The sequence below is a fragment of the Streptococcus sp. Marseille-Q3604 genome, assembly GCF_916619785.1.
In the GTDB taxonomy this organism is placed as follows: Bacteria; Bacillota; Bacilli; order Lactobacillales; family Streptococcaceae; genus Streptococcus.
In genome coordinates, this window is the sequence record NZ_CAKAKM010000001.1 from 136,879 (window position 1) to 159,547 (window position 22,669).

Genomic DNA, 22,669 nt, shown 5'->3' on the forward strand with positions numbered 1-22,669 from the left:
AAGGTAAATATGAGTTTTTTTGAACAGTATCGATCAGGTAATCTGGTCCTTCCTAATGCTTTATTTTTCCACTTTAAGGATATTTTCCCATCTGCGGATGACTTTCTGGTTTGGCAGTTTCTCTATCTACAAACGACAACTCAGATTGGAGAAGTGGCTTCTAGTCAGATCGCGCAAGCAACTGGGAAGACGCCAACTGAAGTTAATAAAAGTATTACGACATTGACTGAAGCTGGACTTCTTGATTTCACGACTATTAAGATTAACAATGAAATTGAGATGGTTGTAGATGCCTCACCTGCCTTGGCGGTGTTGGACAAGTTAGTGAGCAATGAAAAGACAACGGCAGGGCCTGTCGTTGGTCAGCCAACAAATACCCAGCTCATCAAGCAATTAACCGATGAATTGGAACAAGCTTTGGGAATCTTGAATCCTATGGTTGTCGAAGATTTAAACAAGGAAATCCAAGAAGAACATACTGATCCCGAACTTATCCGTGAGGCTTTGAAAGAAGCAGTATTTAACCGCAAGACAAATTGGAATTACATCAAAGGAGTTTTGCGTAACTGGAAATTGAGTGGTATTACGACGAAAATTCAAGTTGAAGAGCGTCGTTTGGAGCATCAAGGTAAGAAGCACCATCATCAGGTTTCCGATGACTTCAAAACAGGAATGGATGCCGCCCGTCAATTATGGGGTGGCCAATAATGTTAGGAAGAAAACGTGTTAATGAGGCTCTAGCTCTCATGGGAGAGATGTTTCCCAATGCTCATGGAGAGTTGGAGTGGGAAACGCCTTTCCAGCTATTAGTTGCTGTTATTTTATCAGCCCAGACAACAGATAAGGCTGTTAATAAGATTACACCAGGCTTGTGGGCGCGTTATCCAGAAATTGAGGATTTGGCTTCTGCCAACCTCGATGATGTTGAGATGTGTTTGCGAACGATTGGTCTTTACAAGAATAAAGCAAAGAACATCATCAAGACTGCTAGAGCTGTTTTAATGAATTTTGATGGACAGGTTCCGAAAACGCATAAGGAATTGGAAAGTCTACCTGGTGTGGGACGAAAAACGGCTAATGTGGTTTTAGCTGAGGTTTATGGCATTCCTTCGATTGCAGTAGATACGCACGTCTCACGTGTTTCTAAAAGGCTAAATATCGCCCCAGAGGATGCTAGTGTAGAGGAAATCGAAGCAGAATTGATGAAGAAAATCCCAAAGAAGGATTGGATTATCAGCCATCACCGTATGATTTTCTTTGGACGCTATCATTGCCTAGCTAAGAATCCTAAATGCCAGACCTGTCCTCTTCAAAGTTATTGTAAGTATTATAAAGAAACAACTAAGAAATAAGCTGAAGAATGTGATTTTCTTCAGCTTTTTACAACTGTAAGAATTTGTTACAAACTAGTAACTTGACAAAAGTCTCAGGCTTTAAGAAAATAGAAGAAACGATTTAGAAGCAGGAGCGTTTTAGTGAATGGCTGAATTCAGTAATGAAGAGTATCTGAGAGCCTTAGCTGATAATGGTGATAGAGAAGCAGCCAAAGAATATGAGCAAGCTTTGGATAATCGTATTTTTCAGTTGCAGATTTCATTGGCTCAAACGAGTGATCCACAGGGTCGTAGGGAAGTGCAAAAGCTCTTGGAACAAGAGGAAAAGAAAAAAAGGGACTACTTTCAAGAAAAAGAGGAAAAAGCTGTGAGCGAATTTAGACGTCGTAAAAATGAAACTACAAAGGGAAGAAAAGTTTCGAGTTTTGACAAACTCAAAGATCCTAAAAACATTAGATGGGTAATTGGAGTTGTTGCAGTACTTGCAGTGGTTATTCCTGTTGTTACCTTGATGTGGTATAGTAATAACCAAAAAGAGAGTGAAACAAATCCATGGAAAAACGGTCAGTTGGCAAAAAGTAAGGAAGCAGCTGCAGCATCATCTGATAATCAATCCTCTCAAGTTGATACCTCATCTTTGTCTGATCAACAGTTAGAAGACTGGGTTGTTTCTACCTATGCTAAAGAACAAGGTTCAACTGGAGAAAATTATAAAAATCTAGGTTGGAATGTTTATTCATGGACGGATGATGATGATAACCTAGTTTATGCTCAACTTTATGATGCCTATGGTAATGATGTTCTTCTTTTCCGTGTAGATAAGAAGGGACAACTCGAAGCCTATGGTGGTATTGACGGTTCAAGCGATTCTTGGGACGTCGTCTCAAAAACTTATACAACCGATTAATGAAACGATATAAAACACCTGACTATGGTGGTTGAGACTGTCTTTTGACAGTCTTTTTTGGTATAATTTAAGGTAATCGTGTATACAATTAAAAAGCTGACTGAGAAGATTTGGGGATGATGGTTCTACAGAACTTTTTTAATGTCTTCAGGTTTTCGAGGATAGGTTAAATAAAGGAGAGTTGTCGTGTCAGACTATTTATCGGTCACATCCTTAACCAAATATTTGAAAATGAAATTTGACCGTGATCCTTATTTAGAGAGGGTATATTTGACGGGACAGGTTTCCAATTTTCGTCGCCGCCCGAGTCACCAATATTTTTCTCTTAAGGATGAAGGAGCTGTTATTCAGGCGACGATTTGGGCTGGTGTTTTCAAAAAACTTGGTTTTGAACTCGAAGAAGGTATGAAGATCAATGTCGTAGGTCGTGTCCAGATTTATGAGCCTAGTGGCTCTTATTCCATTATTATCGAGAAGGCTGAGCCGGATGGTATTGGAGCTTTGGCTATCCAGTTTGAACAGCTTCGTAAAAAATTGACTGCAGAAGGCTACTTTGATGATCGTCATAAGCAAGCGCTGCCTAATTTTGTCAAAAAAATCGGGGTTGTCACAAGTCCTAGTGGTGCGGTTATTCGAGATATTATTACGACCGTTAGTCGTCGTTTTCCTGGGGTAGAAATCTTACTTTTCCCTACCAAGGTTCAGGGTGAAGGAGCTGCACAGGAAATTGCTGAAAATATCCAAAAAGCCAATCAAAGGGATGACCTAGATTTACTTATCGTTGGTCGTGGTGGAGGTTCTATTGAAGACCTCTGGGCTTTTAACGAGGAAATTGTTGTTCAGTCCATTTTTGAAAGTAGTCTACCTGTGATTTCAAGTGTTGGTCACGAAACAGATACGACCTTGGCTGACTTTGTTGCAGATCGTAGGGCTGCTACACCTACAGCAGCGGCAGAACTTGCTACTCCAGTATCAAAGGCCGATACCTTGGTTTGGATTCGTGAAAGACAAAATAGAGCTTATCAAGCCTGTTTGAGACGTATACAGTACAATCAAGAACGTTTAGCTAAACTGTCACAATCTGTTGTCTTTAGGCAACCTGAGCGCCTATATGATGGTTATTTACAAAAGTTGGATCGACTAACAACAAGGCTTGAAACCTTAGTGAGTCAAGATTTCGAGCGAAAGCAAAAAAAAGCGGAACTTTTGAAACAACGGTTACAAGGCTTAAATCTTCTGAGCAGTGTTCAGAACTATCAAGACCGTCGAGAGTCTTTGCAACGTTTATTGGTGACCACAACAAAGAACACCATTAATGGTAACCGTGTGAGATTAGAAAAGGCACAGGATGCTTTATTGTCTCTAGATACTAGCCGTATTGTTGCAAGGGGCTATGCCATTGTCAAAAAAGATGATAAACCTTTAACCAGTACCAAGAATATTACCGAAGGTGATCAATTAACCGTCCAAATGACAGATGGAGAACTAGAAGTAGAGGTAAAAAATGTCAACTAAAAAAACATTTGAGGAAAACTTACAGGACTTAGAAGCTATTGTCACTAAGCTCGAAACAGGTGATGTTGCTCTTGAGGATGCTATTGCTGAGTTCCAAAAAGGTATGGCCTTGTCTAAGGATTTGCAGAAGACCTTGGAAGATGCTGAAAAAACACTAGTTAAGGTCATGCAAGCAGATGGTACAGAAACGGAAATGGATGCCTAATGAGCAAGCTAAATAAAATTGATGCGGCAATCCGTGATTACTACCAAAAAAAGAATCTTCCTGTATCAAGTGATTTAATCACTGCTATTCTTTATTCAGTTGATAGTGGCGGTAAGCGTATTCGTCCACTGATTTTCTTAGATTTGCTTGAAGGATTTGGTTTAGAGCTAACTCCTAGTCATTTCGATGTTGCAGCGAGTCTTGAAATGATTCATACTGGAAGTCTGATTCACGATGATCTGCCGGCTATGGATGATGATGATTACCGTCGAGGACGTTTAACCAACCATAAGAAATTTGATGAAGCAACGGCGATATTGGCTGGTGATTCTCTCTTTTTGGATCCCTTTGATCTCCTGGCCCAAACAGAGCTATCAGCAGAAATTCGAGTTCAATTGATTCAAGCATTGTCTCATTCCTCAGGCACCTTCGGTATGGTTGGTGGCCAGATGTTGGATATGAAGGGTGAAGGTCAGGAACTTGATTTATCGCAACTGTCTAAAATTCATGAGCATAAGACAGGTAAGCTTTTAACCTTTCCTTTTGTGGCGGCTGGTATTGTTGCTCAAAAAAATCTAGAGGTTTTGGAAAATCTGAAAGAAGCTGGTCGACTGATTGGTCTTGCCTTTCAAGTACGTGATGATATTTTGGATGTGACTGCTGATTTCGAAGAACTTGGAAAGACACCTGGAAAAGATGTAGTAGCTGGGAAATCAACCTATCCGGCTCTTCTTGGTCTGGAAAAATCACATGCTATCCTCGAGGAATCACTTAGTAAAGCTGAGGCTATTTTCCAAAATCTAGCTGAGACTCAAGGTTTCAAGAAAGACAGTATTATAGAAATCATAGAAAGGTTACGACTCCATGCCTAAGGAAAGAGTAGACGTCTTGGCTTATAAACAAGGCCTTTTTGAAACACGAGAACAAGCAAAACGTGGCGTAATGGCAGGTTTAGTTGTTAATGTTATCAATGGTGAGCGTTACGATAAACCTGGTGAAAAAATTGACGACGGTACAGAGTTGAAGCTTAAAGGTGAAAAACTTAAGTATGTGAGTCGTGGAGGACTCAAACTTGAAAAAGCATTGGAAGTTTTTAATCTGTCAGTTGAAGGTATGACGACCATTGATATCGGAGCCTCAACAGGTGGGTTTACTGATGTTATGCTTCAAAATGGGGCCAAACTGGTTTATGCTGTTGATGTCGGCACCAATCAGTTGGTTTGGAAATTACGTCAAGATGAGCGTGTTCGTTCTATGGAGCAATATAATTTTCGTTATGCTGAACCTGTCGACTTTACAGAAGGACTACCGTCTTTTGCATCAATCGATGTCAGCTTCATCTCTCTTAATCTGATTCTACCGGCTTTGGCTAAGATATTGGTTGATGGGGGGCAAGTTGTTGCTCTTGTGAAACCACAATTTGAGGCGGGCCGTGAACAAATTGGGAAAAACGGGATTGTCCGTGAGAGCAGTGTCCATGAAAAAGTGTTAGAAACAGTGACTGCTTTTGCGGTTGACTATGGCTTTTCAGTTAAGGGGCTGGACTTTTCACCTATTCAAGGTGGTCATGGTAACATTGAGTTTCTCGCACACTTGGAGAAGACAAATTCTCCTCAAAATGATGCTCAAACCTCTATTAAGGAAGTTGTAGCACAAGCACACAAGGAGTTTAAAAAGAATGAAGAAGAATGATCGTTTGGAGTTAATCCGAAAGATTGTCCAAGAAAATAAAATTACGACTCAAGGAGAATTGGTAAAATTACTCCAAAATGAGGGATTAAAGGCTACTCAAGCGACTGTATCGCGTGATATCAATGAAATTGGTATTACCAAAGTACCAACTGAAGACGGTTCTTACATCTATGGGCTCTCAACTGCTCCTAGACGAGTAGGTGGAACCTCTGTTGCGACTCGTCGCTTGTTGCGCGTTGATCGTCAACATGCCTTTATGAATATCGTTGTTCAACCTGGGACAAGCCGCCTCATCAAGAAGATTCTTTTAGATGAGTACAAGCATTTGATTTTTAGTGTTATTGCTGATGATGATACCCTCTTTTTAGTGGCTCAGTCAGAGTTAGCAGCTATTGAGCTACAGGGGCAAATCATTAAGTGGGTTGAAGAATAGGAGGGCCTATGCTTCTCGAAATTACGATAAAGAATTTCGCAATTATTGAAGAGATTTCTCTAAACTTTGAGAATGGTATGACCGTCCTTACTGGTGAAACAGGTGCTGGTAAGTCCATTATTATAGATGCTATGAATCTTATGTTGGGTGCTAGGGCTTCTAGTGAGGTCGTCCGTCATTCAGCATCTAAGGCTGAAATTCAGGGCTTCTTTTCAATCGAACAAAATCCTGCCTTGGTTAGTATCTTGGAAGATAATGGAATTCCTGTTGAGGATGAATTGATTATCCGTCGTGAAATCTTCCAAAATGGTAGAAGTGTTAGTCGTATCAATGGGCAGATGGTCAATTTAACGACGCTTAAGGCTGTTGGGCACTTCTTGGTAGATATCCATGGACAACATGACCAGGAAGAGCTTATGAAACCTGCTCTGCATATTATCATGCTTGATGCCTTTGGTGACAAGGAATTTTTCCAGACTAAGAAAGAGTACCAGAAGTATTTTGACCGCTATCGTGAGTTAAGAAAAGCTGTTCTAGAAAAGCAGAAAAATGAGCAGGAGCATAAGGCTCGAATTGAAATGTTAGCATTTCAGATTGCAGAAATTGAAGCAGTCTCTCTAAAATCAGGAGAAGATTTGGCTTTGATGCAGGAGCGAGACAAGCTTCTTAATCATAAGCAGATTGCTGATACCTTAACAAATGCCTATGTCATGCTGGATAATGAAGATTTTTCAAGCCTTTCAAATGTTCGTTCTGCCATGAATGACCTCCAGTCTCTTGAAGAGTATGACTCTGATTACAAAGAACTCTCTGGAAATCTATCAGAAGCCTATTATGTTTTGGAAGATGTCACTAAGCAACTAGGTGATTTTTTGGATAATCTGGACTTTGATGCTGGACGTTTGCAAGAGATTGAACACCGCTTAGATACCATTAATGCCATTACTCGTAAATATGGTGGAACTGTTGATGACGTCCTAGATTATCTGGAAAATTCAAGTAAAGAGTACAATCTTCTGACCGGCAATTCCAGCTCGTCAGATGCCATGGAACAAGAGCTTAAGCAACTTGAAAAGTACTTGCTTGCGTCTGCGGAGACCCTACAAACAGCACGCCATCAAATCGCTACGGCTCTTGAAGCTGAGATTAAGAGCGAGTTATGCGACCTCTATATGGATACGGCTGATTTTAAAGTTACCTTTACTAAGGGGAAATTTAATCGTGATGGTAATGAGCAGGTTGAGTTTTACATCTCAACCAATCCAGGTGAAGGCTTTAAACCGCTTGTTAAGGTAGCTTCAGGTGGTGAATTATCTCGACTCATGTTAGCGATTAAGTCAGCCTTTGCCCGCAAAGAAGATAAAACAAGTATCGTCTTTGATGAGGTTGACACTGGCGTTTCAGGACGTGTTGCCCAAGCCATTGCTCAGAAGATTCATAAGATTGGGAGTCATGGTCAGGTCTTGGCCATCAGTCACCTTCCGCAAGTTATTGCTATTGCTGATTATCAGTTCTTTATTTCTAAGGAAAGCGATAACGAGACAACTGTCTCTCGTGTTCGTCTTTTGACACCTGAGGAAAGGGTGCAAGAAATCGCTAAGATGTTAGCAGGTGATAACGTGACGGAGGCTGCCTTGAGCCAAGCAAGAGCTTTGTTAAAGGTGGATGACTCTCTTTAGGAAAAGACTTGGGAAAAACTTTCCAGTCATGCTATAATAGAATAAAAATTTGTGTTAAGCGAGAAAATTATGAGTAAAATCAGAATTGTAACCGATTCGTCAATCACGATTGAACCAGAATTGGTTAAAAAATATAATATCACTGTTGTCCCATTGTCGGTAATGGTGGACGGTGTCATCTATTCAGATAGTGACCTTCGAGAAGAAGGCCGTTTCTTGGAAATGATGAAGCATAGTAAAGAGTTACCAAAGACAAGCCAACCACCTGTAGGTTTGTTTGCTGAGACATATGAAAATCTTGTCAAAGAAGGTGCAGAACAAATTGTGTCAATCCACATTATGCACACACTCTCTGGGACATGTGAAGCCTCACGTCAAGGAGCTAGTCTTTCAGGAGCAGATGTAACTGTCATCGATTCAGGCTTTACGGATCAATGCCTCAAGTTTCAAGTTGTTGAGGCAGCTAAATTAGCCGAAGCAGGAGCTAGTCTTGATGAGATTGTAGCCCATGTTGAAGAAGTGAAAAATAAATCAGAACTTCATATTGGTGTTTCTACCCTTGAGAATCTGGTTAAAGGTGGTCGTATTGGACGTGTAACAGGTCTTCTGTCTTCATTACTCAATATCCGTGTCATCATGGAGTTGAAAGACTATCAGTTGAATACGATTGCTAAGGGGCGAGGAGCTAAGACTTTCACGAAATGGTTAGATTCTTATATTAATGGTATCAAGGATAAGGACCGCAAAGTGGCAGAGATTGGTATTTCTTATGCAGGAACACCTGATTTAGCACATGAACTGGCTGAAAAACTTGAGGTTTTGGGTGCTCCAATTTCAATCCTTGAGACTGGTTCCATCATTCAAACGCACACTGGTGAAGGCGCCTTTGCCGTAATGGTTCGTTATGAATAAGTGGAAAGAATCAGAATTAGTTAGAAGCCTCGTAGGCTTCTTCTTGCTTTTTCTCTTATTTGTCGGCCTCTTCATTTTTATCGTTCCTAGTACGCGTCAGTCATCAAAAATTGCAGAAAAGATTAAATCTATTAAAAATGAAAATGTGACCTATGTTGCTATTGGTGATTCCCTTACTCAAGGGGTAGGTGATAGTAGTAATCAAGGAGGATTCGTTCCTGTGCTATCACAGGCATTAGAGTCAGATTTTGACTGGCAAGTAACTTCTCGTAACTACGGTATTGCGGGGAATACGAGTAATCAAATTCTCAAAAGAATGCAAGAAAAGAAGGATATTCAAAGAGATCTCAAAAAGGCTAAAGTGATGACTCTGACAGTTGGTGGTAATGATGTGATCCATGTCATTAAGGACAATATCACGAATCTTAATGTAGCTACCTTCACTAAGCCTGCTCAGGCCTATCAAAAGAGATTAAGACAGATTATTGAGCTAGCTCGCAAGGAAAATAAAACATTACCAATTTATATTGTTGGTATTTACAATCCTTTTTATCTTAATTTTCCAGAGATGACAGAAATGCAAACTATTGTAGATAATTGGAACCAGTCTACTGAAGAGGTGTGCAAAGAGTACGATAATGTGTATTTTGTTCCTGTAAATGATTTGCTTTATAAGGGAATTGATGGTAAGGGCGGTGTTACAAGTTCTGATGATACCTATCAGTCTAGTAAATCTTCTCAAGATAGCCTGAACGATGCTCTTTTTGAGGATGATCATTTTCATCCAAATAATACAGGTTATCAAATTATGTCAGATGCCATTTTGAAACGTATTAACCAAACAAAGAAGGAGTGGTCAGGTGAGTAAGATATGGAAGTGGCTATTTTTAGGACTCTTGGCCTTAAATCTAGCTTTAGTAAGTGTTGTGACGTATAGAATCATGACTCCAGTGGAGACGACAAGTTCTGTATCCCTACCCAAGGGAGCAACTAAAATTGGAAAATATAGTATGACTAAGGATGAGCTTGACGCTGCTCTTACAGGATTTGCCCAGAATTATTCGACTGATAAGATGCGTTTCAAGGTCAAGGTTACCAATTCTAAAATTGTTTTTGAAAGTAGCTATAAGGTTTTAGGTCATGCTGTTCCTCTATATGTCTATTTTACGCCGGTTGTTAGTGAATCAGGAGCAATTGTACTGCATGTTTCTGAGCTTTCAGCTGGAACCTTGAAACTGCCTGTTTCGGATGTCCTTAAGATGATTAAACGTTCGACTAACCTTCCTGATTACATCGCAATCGATAGTAAGAAGGGAAAGGTTACCCTAAATATTCAGTCTATGAAGAATGAGAAGGGGATAACAGCACGTGCTCAAAGCCTAGATTTGGTTAATGACCGTATCGAATTTGACATCTATAAGACAATAAATTAAAAAGCCTTTACTTTTTGCAAAAAAGCGATTAAATTAGCGTTTATTACTTGACCTCATAGGCCTTTTAGGATAAGATAATACTTGTTCAAGCGCTAAAAATACTATTCGCTTAGAAATAAATTGGAGGATTGTTACAATGGCTAACAAACAAGATTTGATCGCTAAAGTTGCAGAAGCAACTGAGCTTACTAAAAAAGATTCAGCAGCAGCTGTAGATGCAGTTTTCGCTTCTATCGAAGAATTCCTTGCTGCAGGTGAAAAAGTACAATTGATCGGTTTCGGTAACTTTGAAGTACGCGAACGCGCTGCTCGTCAAGGTCGTAACCCACAAACTGGTGAAGCTATCTCAATCGCAGCTTCTAAAGTTCCTGCATTTAAAGCTGGTAAAGCTCTTAAAGACGCAGTTAAATAATGTAAAAACCCCTAAGATTTTAGGGGTTTTGATTTATACGAAATAAGTTAAGGAAATCTATGAAAACCATAACAGTGGTATTGATTTTTCTTTTGGTTTTTACTGTTATTAAACTATCAGGTATTGTTGCTATTAGCAAACTGATGAAGCCAAGTGAAGAACAAATTGAAGAAGCGCGTCAGAAACGTCTTCAAGCTGAAAAAGAGGGCAAGGACCCTTTTGAAGACTGGGATGAACGCGATGATGATGGTCTTGTCTAATAAGAGAATCCTCATCAAATAACAAAAAAAGTTTGGAAAATCTTCCAAACTTTTTTTATAGACTAGTCGATGTAGTGAAGTTTTCCTCGGAAGTCTTCAAGAGTTTCGTAACCTTTTTCTTCCATGATTTCTTTAAGTTCTTTAGTAATACGGTCAAAAATAGCGACACCTTCTTTTTGAAGGGCAGTACCAACTTGTACCATACTTGCGCCACAAAGGATGTGTTCAAAAGCATCACGACCAGATTTTACACCACCAGTACCAATAATTTGGATTTCAGGTTTCAAACGTTGGTAGAAAGCATGAACGTTTGCCAAGGCAGTAGGTTTGATGTAGTCACCACCTATACCACCAAAACCATTCTTAGGTTTGATGACAACAGACTCATCTTCAATGTAAAGGCCATTACCAATTGAGTTCACACAGTTAACAAAGACAAGTGGAAATTGGTTGAAAACGGCAGCAGCTTGATCAAAGTGCACAATATCAAAGTATGGTGGTAATTTCACACCAAGAGGTTTCGTAAAGTAAGAAAAAACTTCAGTTAGGATCTCGGTTGTTGTTTCAAAATCGTAAGCGATTTGAGGTTTACCCGGAACGTTAGGACATGAAAGGTTGAGTTCAACCAGCCCTTCATAGTCACTTTCTTGAACTTTTTTAAGAATGGTGTGTGTTTCCTCAGGTGAAAGACCAACGAGAGAAAGAAAATGATTTTTTGTATTGGGTTGCTTTTGTAATTCAATGACATAGTCAAGGTAGTATTCGAAACCGTTATTTGGCAATCCCATTGAGTTGATTGACCCAAGAGGAACATTCACATAACGTGGTTCAGGATTACCGGGACGGGCCTCAAGTGTTCCTGTTTTTGTGACAAATGAACCTGCAGCTGAAGCCTCAACCTCTGCCAATTCTTCCTTAGTCATACAATGAACACCAGCGGCATTCATAAGACAGTTATCAAACGTAAACTGACCAACTTTTGTAGCAGTAGAAACCATAAGATCCTCCTTAAAAATCACAAAGTAAAATGTTACTATTTCATCTCATTTTAGCATGAAAAGGGGCCTAAAACAAGGAAATATTGGACGGGCTAAAGCCTCTAAAACGAAATTCTGATATCGTCTCTTTTTGCCAAGACAAGAAGCAATAGAATTTTACAGAATTTTTTGGATTTTGCTAGCTTTTTCAAGGTTTTTTGGGTAGAATAGATACAGTAAATGGGTTTAACCCAAAATAAAAAGGAGACATAACTAATGGTAAAATTGGTTTTCGCTCGCCACGGTGAGTCTGAATGGAACAAAGCTAACCTTTTCACAGGTTGGGCTGACGTAGATCTTTCTGAAAAAGGTACTCAACAAGCTATCGACGCTGGTAAATTGATTAAAGAAGCTGGTATCGAATTTGACCAAGCATACACTTCAGTATTGAAACGTGCGATCAAAACAACTAACTTGGCTCTTGAAGCATCTGACCAACTTTGGGTTCCAGTTGAAAAATCATGGCGCTTGAACGAACGTCACTACGGTGGTTTGACTGGTAAAAACAAAGCAGAAGCTGCTGAGCAATTTGGTGATGAGCAAGTTCACATCTGGCGTCGTTCATACGATGTATTGCCTCCAGCAATGGATCGTGATGATGAGCACTCAGCACACACTGACCGTCGTTACGCTTCACTTGATGACTCAGTAATTCCAGATGCTGAAAACTTGAAAGTTACTTTGGAACGTGCCCTTCCATTCTGGGAAGATAAAATCGCTCCAGCTCTTAAAGATGGTAAAAACGTATTCGTAGGAGCACACGGTAACTCAATCCGTGCCCTTGTAAAACACATCAAACAATTGTCAGATGACGAAATCATGGATGTTGAAATTCCAAACTTCCCACCATTGGTATTCGAATTTGACGAAAAATTGAACGTTGTTTCTGAATACTACCTTGGAAAATAATTATAAAAGATAAAAGGCGGGATTTATTCCGCCTTTTTTTGAGAAGTGACTCTTGGTTCGTCTCACTTTGTAAGGTGAGATGAACCCAGGAGATAATTAGTCTAGAGTTTCGATATACTCCAGTCCCCAACTTTCAATGGCATCTAGGACACCTTGAAATTTTCTACCCATTTCAGTTAGACTGTATTCGACCCGTGGGGGAACTTCAGCATAGACTTTACGCTCCACGATTTTATCCTTCTCGAGCTGTCTGAGGTGTCGTGTTAGAATGGTTTGGGTAATGCCAGGAATTAGACGTTGTAGTTCATTAAAACGCTTAGTCCCCGTACTGAGTTGATAGATGATGACTAGAGCCCATTTGCCTGTTAGTACACGCTGCGTCGTGGCAAAAGGACAAATTCCGTATTCACTGACTTTGGTTACCATAATTCCTCCAAATTTTTTAAAATTATTCTCTTATTTGACAATAATAGTATCGTATTTGATACTAGATAACAATAAAGTGCCTACTTGTCTTTTTGTTAGTAAGTGATAATATTATATCATAAATAAAAGAAACGAGGAGTAACTCATGTCAGTAAATCTAGAAATTTTTAATGCATATAACAATGGTCTTATAACAGGTGATTTTCCAGCTGTTTTTGAGACTATGGCAGATGATATTATCTGGCACCAGCCAGGTCAGCATAGTAATTCCGGTACAGTTGTTGGAAAAGAAGCACTTGGAGCACACTTGGCTCAATTTTCAGAAAAAACAAACGGTACCTTCAAAGTATTGACTAACTGGGTGTCTGAAAATATTGACCTTGTAGCAGCCAATGTGACCTTTGTCGGAACTCGCCCAGACGGCGAGGAACTCAACATGAATGGGATTGATCTTTTTCGCATGGATGATGGAAAGATCAAGGAAGTTTGGCTCTTTTCATCAGATCAAGCAGTAGAAGATGCTTTCTGGGGTTAGACAGTAAATTAATCTATAATCTGAAATGAAATTTGATTTATGGATCGTGATGATGAGCACTCAGCACACACTGATCGTCGTTACGCTTCACTTGATGACTCAGTAATTCCAGATGCTGAAAACTTGAAAGTTACTTTGGAACGTGCCCTTCCATTCTGGGAAGATAAAATCGCTCCAGCACTTAAAGATGGTAAAAACGTATTCGTAGGAGCACACGGTAACTCAATCCGTGCCTTTGTAAAACACTTCAAAGGCTTGTCTGATGACGAAATCATGGATGTTGAAATTCCAAACTTCCCACCATTGGTATTCGAATTTGACGAAAAATTGAACGTAGTTGCTGAATACTACCTTGGAAAATAAGCTGAGATAAGTAGTTATCATTAACAAATAAAAAGTTGACTTTGGTCAGCTTTTTTCTTTTCTTGAAAATAAATGTAAATAGTGGTCAGAAAAGTCAGTCAATTCAGTAATTTTTCCTTGACTTTCAAGTTGGAAAGATGTATCATATTAACCAAGATACATCGAAAGGAAATGAGTCAAATGACATTCGCAACTACAACTGTTTTGCTATTGCGTAATGAGGGCTAGTGCAGAAGCATTAGTCCTGTTTGGCTTACCAAGCGGGAGGTAAAAACATCTCGCTTGGGTTTCCGAGTGAGATGTTTTTTTACTACTATCGTTTTTACTTTTAGAAAGAGGATTGTCTATGCGTAAAGTTGAATTTTTTGATACAAGTCTTCGTGATGGGGAACAAACACCAGGTGTTAACTTTTCAATCAAAGAAAAAGTTGCCATTGCTAAGCAACTTGAAAAATGGGGGATTTCTGTAATCGAAGCAGGTTTTCCTGCAGCTAGCCCAGATTCATTTGAGGCAGTAAAACAAATTGCGGAAGCTATGACAACAACTTCTGTTACTGGTTTGGCTCGTTCAGTAAAATCTGATATTGATGCTTGTTATGAGGCTTTGAAAGATGCCAAGTATCCACAAATTCATGTCTTTATCGCAACAAGTCCGATTCACCGTGAGTTTAAATTGAAGAAATCAAAAGAAGAAATTCTTGAAGCTGTAAAAGAGCATGTATCATATGCACGTTCAAAATTTGAAGTTGTTGAGTTTTCACCAGAGGATGCTACTCGTACTGAGCTTGATTTCTTGACTGAAGTTGTTCAAACAGCAGTTGATGCTGGTGCATCATATATTAATATTCCAGATACAGTAGGATTTACGACTCCAGAAGAGTTTGCACGTATTTTTGATCATTTGACTGAAAATATTAAATCAGACCATAAAATTGTTTTTGGTGTTCACTGTCACGATGATCTCGGTATGGCAACTGCAAATACTTTGACAGCAATTAAACACGGTGCTGGACGTGTACAGGGAACTGTTAATGGTATCGGTGAACGTGCGGGTAATGTTGCTCTTGAAGAAGTAGCTGTTGCTTTGAAAATTCGTGAAGACTTTTTCCAAGCAACAAGTGATATTGTTCTTAATGAAACAATGAATACTTCAGAGCTTGTTTCTCGCTTCTCTGGAATTCCTGTTCCTAAAAATAAAGCTGTTGTTGGTGGAAATGCCTTCTCTCATGAATCAGGTATCCACCAAGATGGCGTTCTTAAGAACCCACAAACTTATGAAATTTTCACACCAGAATTGGTAGGTGTGAAGAGTAACAGTCTTCCTCTTGGTAAATTGTCAGGACGTCATGCCTTTGTTGAAAAATTGAAAGAACTTGAGCTTGACTTTGTGGAAGAAGATATCAAACCACTCTTTGCCAAATTTAAAGTCTTGGCTGGGAAAAAACATGATATTACTGATGCAGATATTCGTGCACTTGTTGCTGGTACAAGTGTAGATAATCCAGAAGGTTTCCACTTCCAAGATCTTCGTTTGACTACTAATGCTGATGAAACAATCACTGCTACAGTAAGCTTGGCTAATGAAGATGGTGAATCTGTTGAATTTTTGGCAAATGGCCAAGGGTCAGTTGAAGCTATCTTCAATGCTATTGACAAATTCTTCAACCAAACAGTTCGCTTGACTTCTTATAATATTGACGCAGTAACTGATGGTATTGATGCGCAAGCGCGTGTACTTGTAACTGTAGAAAATGTAGATACAGATACTATTTTCAATGCATCTGGTTTGGACTTTGACGTCTTGAAAGCATCAGCAATTGCCTATATCAATGCTAATACATTGGTTCAAAAAGAAAATGCTGGTGAGATGGCACGTAAGGTTTCTTATCGTGACCTTCCATAAGCCGAAGAGGAGTTAAACATGACAAAGAAAATTGTAACACTTTCAGGTGATGGAATTGGACCTGAGATTATGGCAGCAGGTCTTGAAGTTCTTGAAAAAGTAGCTTCAAAAATTGGATTTGATTACGACATCGATGCTAAACCATTTGGTGGTGCTGGCATTGATGCTGAGGGTCATCCACTTCCTAAGTCAACTTTGGATGCTGCTAAATCAGCAGATGCTATCCTCTTGGCTGCAATTGGTGGACCTAAATATGACAATGCGCCAGTTCGTCCTGAACAAGGACTTTTGGCCATTCGTAAGGAGTTGAATCTCTTTGCTAATATCCGTCCTGTCCGCATCTTTGATGCTTTGAAACACTTGTCACCTCTTAAACCTGAGCGTATTGAGGGCGTAGACTTCGTCGTTGTTCGTGAGCTCACAGGTGGTATTTACTTTGGTGAGCACATTTTGGAAGAAGATAAGGCTCGCGATATCAATGATTATTCAGCAGATGAGATTCGTCGTATCATGCGTCGTGCCTTCAAGATTGCTCAAGGTCGTGGCAAAAAGGTCACTAGCATTGATAAACAAAATGTTTTGGCAACTTCTAAATTGTGGCGTAAGGTTGCTGATGAAGTTTCTTTGGAGTTTCCAGATGTAACTCTTGAACATCAGCTCGTTGATAGTGCTGCAATGATTATGATTACCAACCCAGCTCGTTTTGATGTGGTTGTTACAGAAAACCTTTTTGGTGATATCTTGTCTGATGAATCAAGTGTCCTTCCAGGAACTTTAGGTGTTATGCCATCTGCCAGTCACTCTGAAAATGGTCCAAGTCTTTATGAACCTATTCATGGTTCAGCACCAGATATCGCTGGTCAAGGTATTGCCAATCCAATTTCAATGATTTTGTCAGTAGCTATGATGTTACGTGAAAGTTTCAATGAAACTAAAGGGGCAGAATTGATTGAAAATGCTGTTGATAAGACCTTGAATCAAGGCATCTTGACACGTGATTTGGGTGGTCAGGCTTCGACTGCTGAAATGACAGCAGCTATTATTGGCAATCTCTAAACTCATGACACTGAAATTAGTGTTACTAAGTGTTTTGTTGGTGTGGAATCTAGTCGTCTTATCCGTTTATGGACTTGATAAACATAAGGCTATTCAACATAAGAGACGGATTTCTGAGAAGGCATTATTATTACAGACACTGATCTTTGGTGGTATTGGTGCCTTTCTAGGTGGGAGACTTTTTAGACATAAAATTAACAAATGGTACTTTAAGCTTTGCTGGCTTATAGGAATTATTATAGATGTCTTTCTTTTATACCTTATTCTAACAAGACTTTCGGATTAGCTAATCCTTAGATTATAATTGGAGTATTTTATGAGCGGAAAATCAATTTTTGATAAACTTTGGGAACGCCACGTCGTTACTGGAAATGAGGGCGAACCACAATTGATGTATGTGGATCAGCATTATATTCACGAGGTTACAAGTCCACAGGCCTTTCAAGGACTTCGTGATGCTGGACGTAAAGTTCGTCGCCCAGATTTAACTTTTGGTACGACAGACCACAACGTTCCTACGGTTGATATTTTTAACATTCGTGACCTTATTTCTAAAAACCAAATTGATACTTTGGCGAAAAACGTTGAGGAATTTGGTATTGATGCGGCTACCCACGGTACTGCTCGTCAGGGGATTGTCCACATGGTTGGTCCTGAAACAGGTCGTAGTCAACCAGGAAAATTTGTCGTTTGTGGAGATAGTCATACGGCTACTCATGGTGCCTTTGGTGCTATTGCCTTTGGTATTGGTACATCTGAGGTAGAACATGTCTTTGCGACACAATGTTTGTGGCAAGTGAAACCGAAGAAAATGAAGGTTGAATTTGTTGGTAAACCACAGCCAGGTGTTTATTCAAAAGACTTTATTCTTGCACTCATTGCACGCTATGGCGTTGATGCTGGTGTAGGATACGCAGTTGAATATTGTGGTGAAGCTATCGATGCTCTTTCAATGGATGAACGCATGACCATCTGTAACATGTCTATTGAATTTGGTGCTAAGATGGGTCTTATGAATCCAGACCAAAAAACTTATGATTATGTTGAGGGGCGTCCATGCGCACCTAAGGGTGAGAAATTCGAAGAAGCAGTAGCCGACTGGAAAACTTTGGTTTCAGATCCAGATGCTGAATATGATAAAGTGATTACTATTGATGTTTCAGAATTGGCACCTATGGTTACATGGGGAACTAACCCTGAAATGGGTGTTGAGTTTGATCAACCATTCCCAGAAATCAAGGACTTTAATGATGAACGTGCCTACGAGTATATGGACGTTAAGCCTGGTGAATATGCTAAAGATATTGATCTTGGCTATGTCTTCATTGGTTCTTGTACTAACGCACGTCTTAGCGACCTTGAGTTAGCTGCTAAATTCGTTAAAGGAAAACATATCTCACCGACATTGACAGCTATTGTTGTTCCAGGTTCGCGTCCAGTTAAGAAAGAAGCTGAACGTCTTGGTTTGGATAAAATTTTCATGGATGCGGGATTTGAATGGCGCGATCCAGGTTGTTCAATGTGTCTTGGTATGAACCCAGACCATGTTCCAGAAGGTGTGCACTGTGCATCTACAAGTAACCGTAACTTCGAGGGACGTCAAGGATATGGTGCTCGTACTCACCTTTGTAGTCCAGCAATGGCAGCAGCTGCAGCAATCGCTGGTAAATTTGTAGATGTCCGCGATATGCCAGAAGTTCAAGCATAAGGGAGAAGATAATGGAAAAATTTACCGTCTATACAGGGAAATCAGTACCTTTGATGAATGATAACATCGATACGGACCAACTCATTCCCAAACAATTCTTGAAAGCTGTTGATAAAAAAGGTTTCGGTAAGAATTTGATGTTTGAATGGCGTTACCTTAATGATGATTACGATGAAAATCCTGATTTCGTCTTCAATAAACCTGAGTATCGCGATGCGACCATTTTGGTTACTGGTGATAACTTTGGTTCGGGGTCATCTCGTGAACACGCTGCATGGGCATTGGAAGATTACGGTTTCCGTTGTGTTATTGCTGGATCATTTTCAGATATTCACTATAACAATGAATTGAAGAATGGTATGTTGCCAATCGTTCAACCCTTGGAAGTACGTCAAAAATTGGCTGCTCTTCCTGCAGGTGAGGAAATTACGATTGACCTTCCAAACCAAGTGATTAAATCTTCAGCAGGAGAGTTTCCATTTGATATCGATCATGAGTGGAAACGTAAATTGGTTGAAGGGCTTGACGATATTGGAATCACTCTTCAATATGAAGATTTGATTGCTGCCTATGAAAAACAACGCCCATCATATTGGCAATAAGAAACAATGATGTGTTTGTAAAATAATAATGAGGATTTAAAAGAATGGGATAAGGACAATGTTTAAGGTGTTGTTCTATCTCATTCTTTTTGTTTGAAACAGTTAACATGGTAGAAGCGTTTTTACAAGGAGCGTATGCTATAATAGAAAGATAGAAAGGAGGCCTTCATGTTTGCACAATTGGATACAAAATCCGTCTATAGTTTCATGGATAGTGTTGTAGATTTGACTACCTATATTAAGCGTGCCAAAGAGCTTGGCTATCAAGCCCTTGGTTTGATGGATCGTGACAATCTCTATGCTGCTTATCATTTTGCTCAGTATGCCAGTAGCAACGGTTTACGTCCTTTGATTGGTATGGAAGCTAATCTATTTTACGAGGGAAGAAAAATTCCTTTTCGTCTATTAGCAAAAAATAATCAGGGCTATAAAAATTTGATGAAGTTGGCAACAGAGCTCTCCTCAGGGCAACGCGAGTTTACAGCTTTTTCGGACTATCTGAATGCTATTGCCCTCATCCTTCCGAGTGAAGACTGGGAGCCAGGGATGACTCTTGGTTCAGAGGTTTTTATTGGGGTAAGGCCAGAAGATGCTGGCAAAGAGTTTGATTATCCTGTAATTCCTTTACATACAGTGCGTTATTTTGAGAATGTAGATCGCTCGACAATTCAGATGTTACACGCCATCTCACAAAACGTTTCCTTGTCAGAGGCCTCTATTTGTCCTATGAATCAGCTTCTTTTCTCGCCTCAAGAAATGGAAAGTGCATATAGTGATATTCCAGAGGCTTTGAACAATTTGGAGCAACTTGTTTCAGACATTACTTATCAATTTGATACGGATTTGAAGCTTCCCCGTTTTAATCGTGATATGCCAGCAGTTGATCAATTACGTCAATTAGCCCAATCTGGATTAGAAACTAAAAAGTTAAGCGCAGCAGTTTATCAGGAACGTTTAGACAAAGAATTGTCTATCATTCATCAGATGGGCTTTGATGATTATTTCTTGATTGTCTGGGACTTATTACGCTTTGGGCGTAGCCGTGGTTATTATATGGGAATGGGACGTGGGTCTGCTGCAGGAAGCTTGGTGGCTTATGTCCTTGATATTACTGGAATTGATCCCGTTAAAAATGACTTGCTTTTTGAGCGTTTTCTAAATGAAGAACGTTATAGCATGCCTGATATAGATATCGACTTGCCTGATATCTATCGAAGCGAGTTTCTTCATTATGTTAGGGACCGTTATGGTAGTAAGCACTCTGCTCAGATTGTTACTTTTTCAACTTTTGGGGCCAAACAGGCTATCCGAGATGTTTTTAAACGTTTCGGAGCCAAGGAATTTGAACTATCACAACTTAGTAAAAAGATTTCTTTTCGTGACACCTTGACCTCTGTCTATGAGAAGAATATGTCATTTAGACAGTTGATTAATCAAAGACAAGAATTTCAGAGGGCTTTTGAGATTGCTAAGGCTATTGAAGGTCAGCCAAGACAGACCTCAATCCATGCTGCTGGTATTGTGATGAGTGACGATGACCTGACCAACCATATTCCTCTAAAAGCTGGTGAGGATATGATGATTACTCAGTATGATGCCTCCGCAGTCGAAGCCAATGGCTTGCTTAAGATGGATTTCTTGGGTCTCCGTAATTTGACCTTTGTTCAAAAAATGAAGGAGAAACTTGAAGAAGAGCAGGGAGTCGCTATAGATATCAAATCAATTGATTTGGAAGATCCACAGACCCTAGCTCTTTTTGCCAAGGGTAAAACTAAGGGAATATTTCAGTTTGAGCAGGCGGGTGCTATTAACCTTCTTAAACGGATTAAACCCGCTAAGTTCGAAGAAGTGGTAGCGACAACCTCTCTTAACCGACCTGGAGCTAGCGATTATACAGATAATTTCATCGCTCGTAAGTATGGTAAGGAAAAAGTAGATTTGATTGATCCAGTAGTTGCACCAATCCTTGAGCCTACGTATGGCATCATGCTTTATCAGGAGCAGGTTATGCAGATTGCCCAAGTATTTGCAGGCTTTACACTCGGAAAAGCCGATTTGCTTCGTCGAGCAATGTCGAAAAAAGATGCCAATGAAATGTCCAAGATGTCCGAAGAGTTCATGGAAGGAAGTCGTCGGTTGGGACGTGACCCACAGATTGCTGAACGACTCTTTAGTATGATGGCTAAGTTTGCAGGTTATGGCTTTAATAGAAGTCATGCCTATGCTTATTCAGCACTAGCCTTTCAATTAGCCTATTTCAAAACGCATTACCCTCAGATTTTCTATGACGTCATGTTAAACTATTCGTCTAGTGATTACATTAAGGATGCAATTGAAAATGGATTTTCTATAGCCAGCCTTGATATTAATAGAATTCCCTATCTGGACAAAATTTCAGATGGAAAGATTGTATTAGGTCTTAAGACTATCAAAGGCTTGCCAAGAGATTTTGCCCTTTGGATTATTGAGGATCGCAAACAAAATGGTAAATACATTTCTATAGAAGACTTTTTGACACGTATTCCTAGCAAATATCAGAAAGCCGATAGTCTGACACCTCTTATCCAGATTGGTTTGTTTGATATTTTTGAACCAAATCGTCAGAAAATCATTGGTAATTTAAGCAACCTCTTTACTTTTGTCAATGAGTTAGGAAGTTTGTTTGCAGAGTCATCTTACTCTTGGGTTGATTATGAAGACTATAGTCAGACGGATCGTTATAATTTAGAACAGGAGTTACTAGGAGTTGGGCTTAGCCCCCATCCTTTACACTTGGCTCAAAAAATGGCCTCTCGTCCCTATCAAGCCATTTCTGATTTGGCTGTTAATACTAAGGCAACGGTTTTAGTTCAGATAGAATCCGTTCGAATTATCAGAACTAAAAAAGGTGATCAGATGGCCTTTCTGAACGTCACTGATGGGATCAATAAACTTGATGTTACCCTATTTCCAGAAACTTATTTCTATCATAAGGATAAATTAAGTGAAGGTGGTCTCTTTTATCTTGATGGACGGACCCAGGAGCGTGATGGACGCATTCAGTTAATCTTGTCAAACATGGAGGAAGCTAGCACGGAGCGTTTCTGGATTTTACTTGAGAATCATGATAAAGACATAGAAGTTTCTCAAATATTAGCTAAGTATCCTGGACACATTCCTGTCATTATCCGTTATCAAGGAAGTAAGGAAACTATCGTTAGTCAAAGATACAGAGTAACTAAGAACGAGGAACTTAATCGGGAATTAGCACCTTATGTGCTGAAAACGGTTTTACGGTAAAAAAACAATAAATATTTTCAAATTTAAAGCCATTTAGAATTCTTTGTGTTATAATGAAAATGTTAAATA

Annotated in this window: 24 protein-coding genes and 1 pseudogene; 23 read left to right on the forward strand and 2 right to left on the reverse strand. The window is 39.6% G+C overall.

The genetic code is table 11. The features are described 5' to 3' along the window. Nucleotides 1–9 precede the first annotated feature (9 nt). The 14 genes from LG375_RS00600 to LG375_RS00665 all read left to right on the forward strand — a co-directional run bounded on the left by LG375_RS00600 (nt 10) and on the right by LG375_RS00665 (nt 10,782). The gene (locus LG375_RS00600) at nt 10–708 is read left to right on the forward strand and encodes a DnaD domain-containing protein (RefSeq protein ID WP_002890756.1); all 699 of its coding nucleotides are present in this window, start codon (nt 10–12) and stop codon (nt 706–708) included. Further along, nucleotides 708–1,352: an endonuclease III gene (gene nth, locus LG375_RS00605; protein ID WP_021144303.1), complete on the forward strand. Its 645-nt coding sequence runs from the start codon at nt 708–710 to the stop codon at nt 1,350–1,352. Before LG375_RS00600 ends, nth begins: the two co-directional genes overlap by 1 nt. Nucleotides 1,353–1,479: 127 nt before the next feature. Continuing rightward, nucleotides 1,480–2,241 (forward strand): hypothetical protein, encoded by a 762-nt coding sequence (locus LG375_RS00610; RefSeq protein WP_002890759.1) that lies wholly within the window; start codon nt 1,480–1,482, stop codon nt 2,239–2,241. A gap of 186 nt (nt 2,242–2,427) precedes the next feature. Continuing rightward, a complete protein-coding gene (gene xseA / locus LG375_RS00615) occupies nt 2,428–3,756 on the forward strand; it encodes an exodeoxyribonuclease VII large subunit (RefSeq protein WP_225745071.1) in 1,329 nt (442 codons plus the stop codon). Next, nucleotides 3,746–3,961, forward strand: a complete 216-nt coding sequence (locus tag LG375_RS00620) for an exodeoxyribonuclease VII small subunit (RefSeq protein ID WP_002884058.1) — start codon at nt 3,746–3,748, stop codon at nt 3,959–3,961. Before xseA ends, LG375_RS00620 begins: the two co-directional genes overlap by 11 nt. After that, nucleotides 3,961–4,833, forward strand: a complete 873-nt coding sequence (locus LG375_RS00625; protein ID WP_037598866.1) for a polyprenyl synthetase family protein — start codon at nt 3,961–3,963, stop codon at nt 4,831–4,833. The genes LG375_RS00620 and LG375_RS00625 overlap by 1 nt, the downstream gene beginning before the upstream one ends. Next, nucleotides 4,826–5,653 (forward strand): TlyA family RNA methyltransferase, encoded by an 828-nt coding sequence (locus tag LG375_RS00630; protein ID WP_002884054.1) that lies wholly within the window; start codon nt 4,826–4,828, stop codon nt 5,651–5,653. Before LG375_RS00625 ends, LG375_RS00630 begins: the two co-directional genes overlap by 8 nt. Continuing rightward, entirely contained in the window at nt 5,640–6,086 is a 447-nt protein-coding gene (locus LG375_RS00635) for an arginine repressor (RefSeq protein WP_002890762.1), read from the forward strand. The genes LG375_RS00630 and LG375_RS00635 overlap by 14 nt, the downstream gene beginning before the upstream one ends. An 8-nt stretch (nt 6,087–6,094) precedes the next feature. After that, on the forward strand, nt 6,095–7,765 hold the full coding sequence (gene recN, locus LG375_RS00640) for a DNA repair protein RecN (protein WP_225745072.1): 1,671 nt from the start codon (nt 6,095–6,097) through the stop codon (nt 7,763–7,765). A 69-nt stretch (nt 7,766–7,834) separates the two neighbouring features. Then, complete coding sequence (locus tag LG375_RS00645; protein ID WP_073950070.1) at nt 7,835–8,677, forward strand: DegV family protein; 843 nt, start codon at nt 7,835–7,837, stop codon at nt 8,675–8,677. Further along, the gene (locus tag LG375_RS00650; protein ID WP_073950072.1) at nt 8,670–9,545 is read left to right on the forward strand and encodes an SGNH/GDSL hydrolase family protein; all 876 of its coding nucleotides are present in this window, start codon (nt 8,670–8,672) and stop codon (nt 9,543–9,545) included. The genes LG375_RS00645 and LG375_RS00650 overlap by 8 nt, the downstream gene beginning before the upstream one ends. Then, nucleotides 9,538–10,110 carry a YpmS family protein gene (locus LG375_RS00655; RefSeq protein WP_073950074.1) on the forward strand — a complete coding sequence of 191 codons (573 nt, stop codon included), beginning with the start codon at nt 9,538–9,540 and terminating at the stop codon, nt 10,108–10,110. The genes LG375_RS00650 and LG375_RS00655 overlap by 8 nt, the downstream gene beginning before the upstream one ends. Before the next feature lie 136 nt (nt 10,111–10,246). Beyond that, nucleotides 10,247–10,522, forward strand: coding sequence for an HU family DNA-binding protein (locus LG375_RS00660; RefSeq protein WP_002884048.1), 276 nt, complete (start codon nt 10,247–10,249; stop codon nt 10,520–10,522). 59 nt (nt 10,523–10,581) lie between these two features. After that, a complete protein-coding gene (locus LG375_RS00665; protein WP_002890779.1) occupies nt 10,582–10,782 on the forward strand; it encodes a hypothetical protein in 201 nt (66 codons plus the stop codon). A 62-nt stretch (nt 10,783–10,844) separates the two neighbouring features. Here LG375_RS00665 and LG375_RS00670 read toward each other — a convergent pair whose 3' ends face one another. Continuing rightward, nucleotides 10,845–11,780 carry a dihydroorotate oxidase gene (locus LG375_RS00670; RefSeq protein ID WP_060971492.1) on the reverse strand — a complete coding sequence of 312 codons (936 nt, stop codon included), beginning with the start codon at nt 11,778–11,780 and terminating at the stop codon, nt 10,845–10,847. 255 nt (nt 11,781–12,035) lie between these two features. Here LG375_RS00670 and LG375_RS00675 point away from each other — a divergent pair, with 255 nt between their 5' ends. Continuing rightward, nucleotides 12,036–12,728, forward strand: coding sequence for a phosphoglycerate mutase (locus LG375_RS00675; protein ID WP_000240128.1), 693 nt, complete (start codon nt 12,036–12,038; stop codon nt 12,726–12,728). A gap of 96 nt (nt 12,729–12,824) precedes the next feature. Here LG375_RS00675 and LG375_RS00680 read toward each other — a convergent pair whose 3' ends face one another. After that, complete coding sequence (locus tag LG375_RS00680) at nt 12,825–13,154, reverse strand: winged helix-turn-helix transcriptional regulator (protein ID WP_002890783.1); 330 nt, start codon at nt 13,152–13,154, stop codon at nt 12,825–12,827. Nucleotides 13,155–13,299: 145 nt separating this feature from the next. On the opposite strand from LG375_RS00680, the gene LG375_RS00685 reads away from it, so the two are divergent. The 8 genes and pseudogenes from LG375_RS00685 to LG375_RS00720 all read left to right on the forward strand — a co-directional run bounded on the left by LG375_RS00685 (nt 13,300) and on the right by LG375_RS00720 (nt 22,600). Next, entirely contained in the window at nt 13,300–13,689 is a 390-nt protein-coding gene (locus LG375_RS00685) for a nuclear transport factor 2 family protein (protein ID WP_002890784.1), read from the forward strand. 39 nt (nt 13,690–13,728) lie between these two features. After that, nucleotides 13,729–14,052: pseudogene (locus tag LG375_RS00690) on the forward strand (2,3-bisphosphoglycerate-dependent phosphoglycerate mutase); the annotation flags it as partial. Between the two features lie 346 nt (nt 14,053–14,398). Further along, nucleotides 14,399–15,955: a 2-isopropylmalate synthase gene (locus LG375_RS00695; protein ID WP_225745073.1), complete on the forward strand. Its 1,557-nt coding sequence runs from the start codon at nt 14,399–14,401 to the stop codon at nt 15,953–15,955. 18 nt (nt 15,956–15,973) lie between these two features. Beyond that, nucleotides 15,974–17,011 carry a 3-isopropylmalate dehydrogenase gene (leuB, locus tag LG375_RS00700; RefSeq protein ID WP_073950874.1) on the forward strand — a complete coding sequence of 346 codons (1,038 nt, stop codon included), beginning with the start codon at nt 15,974–15,976 and terminating at the stop codon, nt 17,009–17,011. A gap of 4 nt (nt 17,012–17,015) precedes the next feature. Beyond that, on the forward strand, nt 17,016–17,297 hold the full coding sequence (locus LG375_RS00705) for a DUF1294 domain-containing protein (RefSeq protein ID WP_073950880.1): 282 nt from the start codon (nt 17,016–17,018) through the stop codon (nt 17,295–17,297). Nucleotides 17,298–17,327: 30 nt separating this feature from the next. Beyond that, on the forward strand, nt 17,328–18,719 hold the full coding sequence (gene leuC / locus LG375_RS00710) for a 3-isopropylmalate dehydratase large subunit (protein ID WP_037597711.1): 1,392 nt from the start codon (nt 17,328–17,330) through the stop codon (nt 18,717–18,719). Between the two features lie 11 nt (nt 18,720–18,730). Further along, on the forward strand, nt 18,731–19,321 hold the full coding sequence (gene leuD / locus LG375_RS00715) for a 3-isopropylmalate dehydratase small subunit (protein WP_002890790.1): 591 nt from the start codon (nt 18,731–18,733) through the stop codon (nt 19,319–19,321). Between the two features lie 168 nt (nt 19,322–19,489). Continuing rightward, nucleotides 19,490–22,600, forward strand: coding sequence for a DNA polymerase III subunit alpha (locus LG375_RS00720; protein WP_225745074.1), 3,111 nt, complete (start codon nt 19,490–19,492; stop codon nt 22,598–22,600). The last annotated feature ends 69 nt before the right edge of the window (nt 22,601–22,669 follow it).

Coding starts and splice junctions, on each gene's coding strand:
- LG375_RS00685 (WP_002890784.1), top strand. CDS start 13,300: ATGTCAGTAAATCTAGAAATTTTTAATGCATATAACAATGGTCTTATA.
- LG375_RS00625 (WP_037598866.1), top strand. CDS start 3,961: ATGAGCAAGCTAAATAAAATTGATGCGGCAATCCGTGATTACTACCAA.
- LG375_RS00695 (WP_225745073.1), top strand. CDS start 14,399: ATGCGTAAAGTTGAATTTTTTGATACAAGTCTTCGTGATGGGGAACAA.
- LG375_RS00600 (WP_002890756.1), top strand. CDS start 10: ATGAGTTTTTTTGAACAGTATCGATCAGGTAATCTGGTCCTTCCTAAT.
- LG375_RS00705 (WP_073950880.1), top strand. CDS start 17,016: ATGACACTGAAATTAGTGTTACTAAGTGTTTTGTTGGTGTGGAATCTA.
- LG375_RS00680 (WP_002890783.1), bottom strand. CDS start 13,154: ATGGTAACCAAAGTCAGTGAATACGGAATTTGTCCTTTTGCCACGACG.
- LG375_RS00630 (WP_002884054.1), top strand. CDS start 4,826: ATGCCTAAGGAAAGAGTAGACGTCTTGGCTTATAAACAAGGCCTTTTT.
- LG375_RS00720 (WP_225745074.1), top strand. CDS start 19,490: ATGTTTGCACAATTGGATACAAAATCCGTCTATAGTTTCATGGATAGT.
- nth (WP_021144303.1), top strand. CDS start 708: ATGTTAGGAAGAAAACGTGTTAATGAGGCTCTAGCTCTCATGGGAGAG.
- LG375_RS00610 (WP_002890759.1), top strand. CDS start 1,480: ATGGCTGAATTCAGTAATGAAGAGTATCTGAGAGCCTTAGCTGATAAT.
- LG375_RS00675 (WP_000240128.1), top strand. CDS start 12,036: ATGGTAAAATTGGTTTTCGCTCGCCACGGTGAGTCTGAATGGAACAAA.
- recN (WP_225745072.1), top strand. CDS start 6,095: ATGCTTCTCGAAATTACGATAAAGAATTTCGCAATTATTGAAGAGATT.
- LG375_RS00635 (WP_002890762.1), top strand. CDS start 5,640: ATGAAGAAGAATGATCGTTTGGAGTTAATCCGAAAGATTGTCCAAGAA.
- leuC (WP_037597711.1), top strand. CDS start 17,328: ATGAGCGGAAAATCAATTTTTGATAAACTTTGGGAACGCCACGTCGTT.
- leuB (WP_073950874.1), top strand. CDS start 15,974: ATGACAAAGAAAATTGTAACACTTTCAGGTGATGGAATTGGACCTGAG.
- LG375_RS00665 (WP_002890779.1), top strand. CDS start 10,582: ATGAAAACCATAACAGTGGTATTGATTTTTCTTTTGGTTTTTACTGTT.
- LG375_RS00670 (WP_060971492.1), bottom strand. CDS start 11,780: ATGGTTTCTACTGCTACAAAAGTTGGTCAGTTTACGTTTGATAACTGT.
- LG375_RS00660 (WP_002884048.1), top strand. CDS start 10,247: ATGGCTAACAAACAAGATTTGATCGCTAAAGTTGCAGAAGCAACTGAG.
- LG375_RS00620 (WP_002884058.1), top strand. CDS start 3,746: ATGTCAACTAAAAAAACATTTGAGGAAAACTTACAGGACTTAGAAGCT.
- LG375_RS00645 (WP_073950070.1), top strand. CDS start 7,835: ATGAGTAAAATCAGAATTGTAACCGATTCGTCAATCACGATTGAACCA.
- LG375_RS00650 (WP_073950072.1), top strand. CDS start 8,670: ATGAATAAGTGGAAAGAATCAGAATTAGTTAGAAGCCTCGTAGGCTTC.
- leuD (WP_002890790.1), top strand. CDS start 18,731: ATGGAAAAATTTACCGTCTATACAGGGAAATCAGTACCTTTGATGAAT.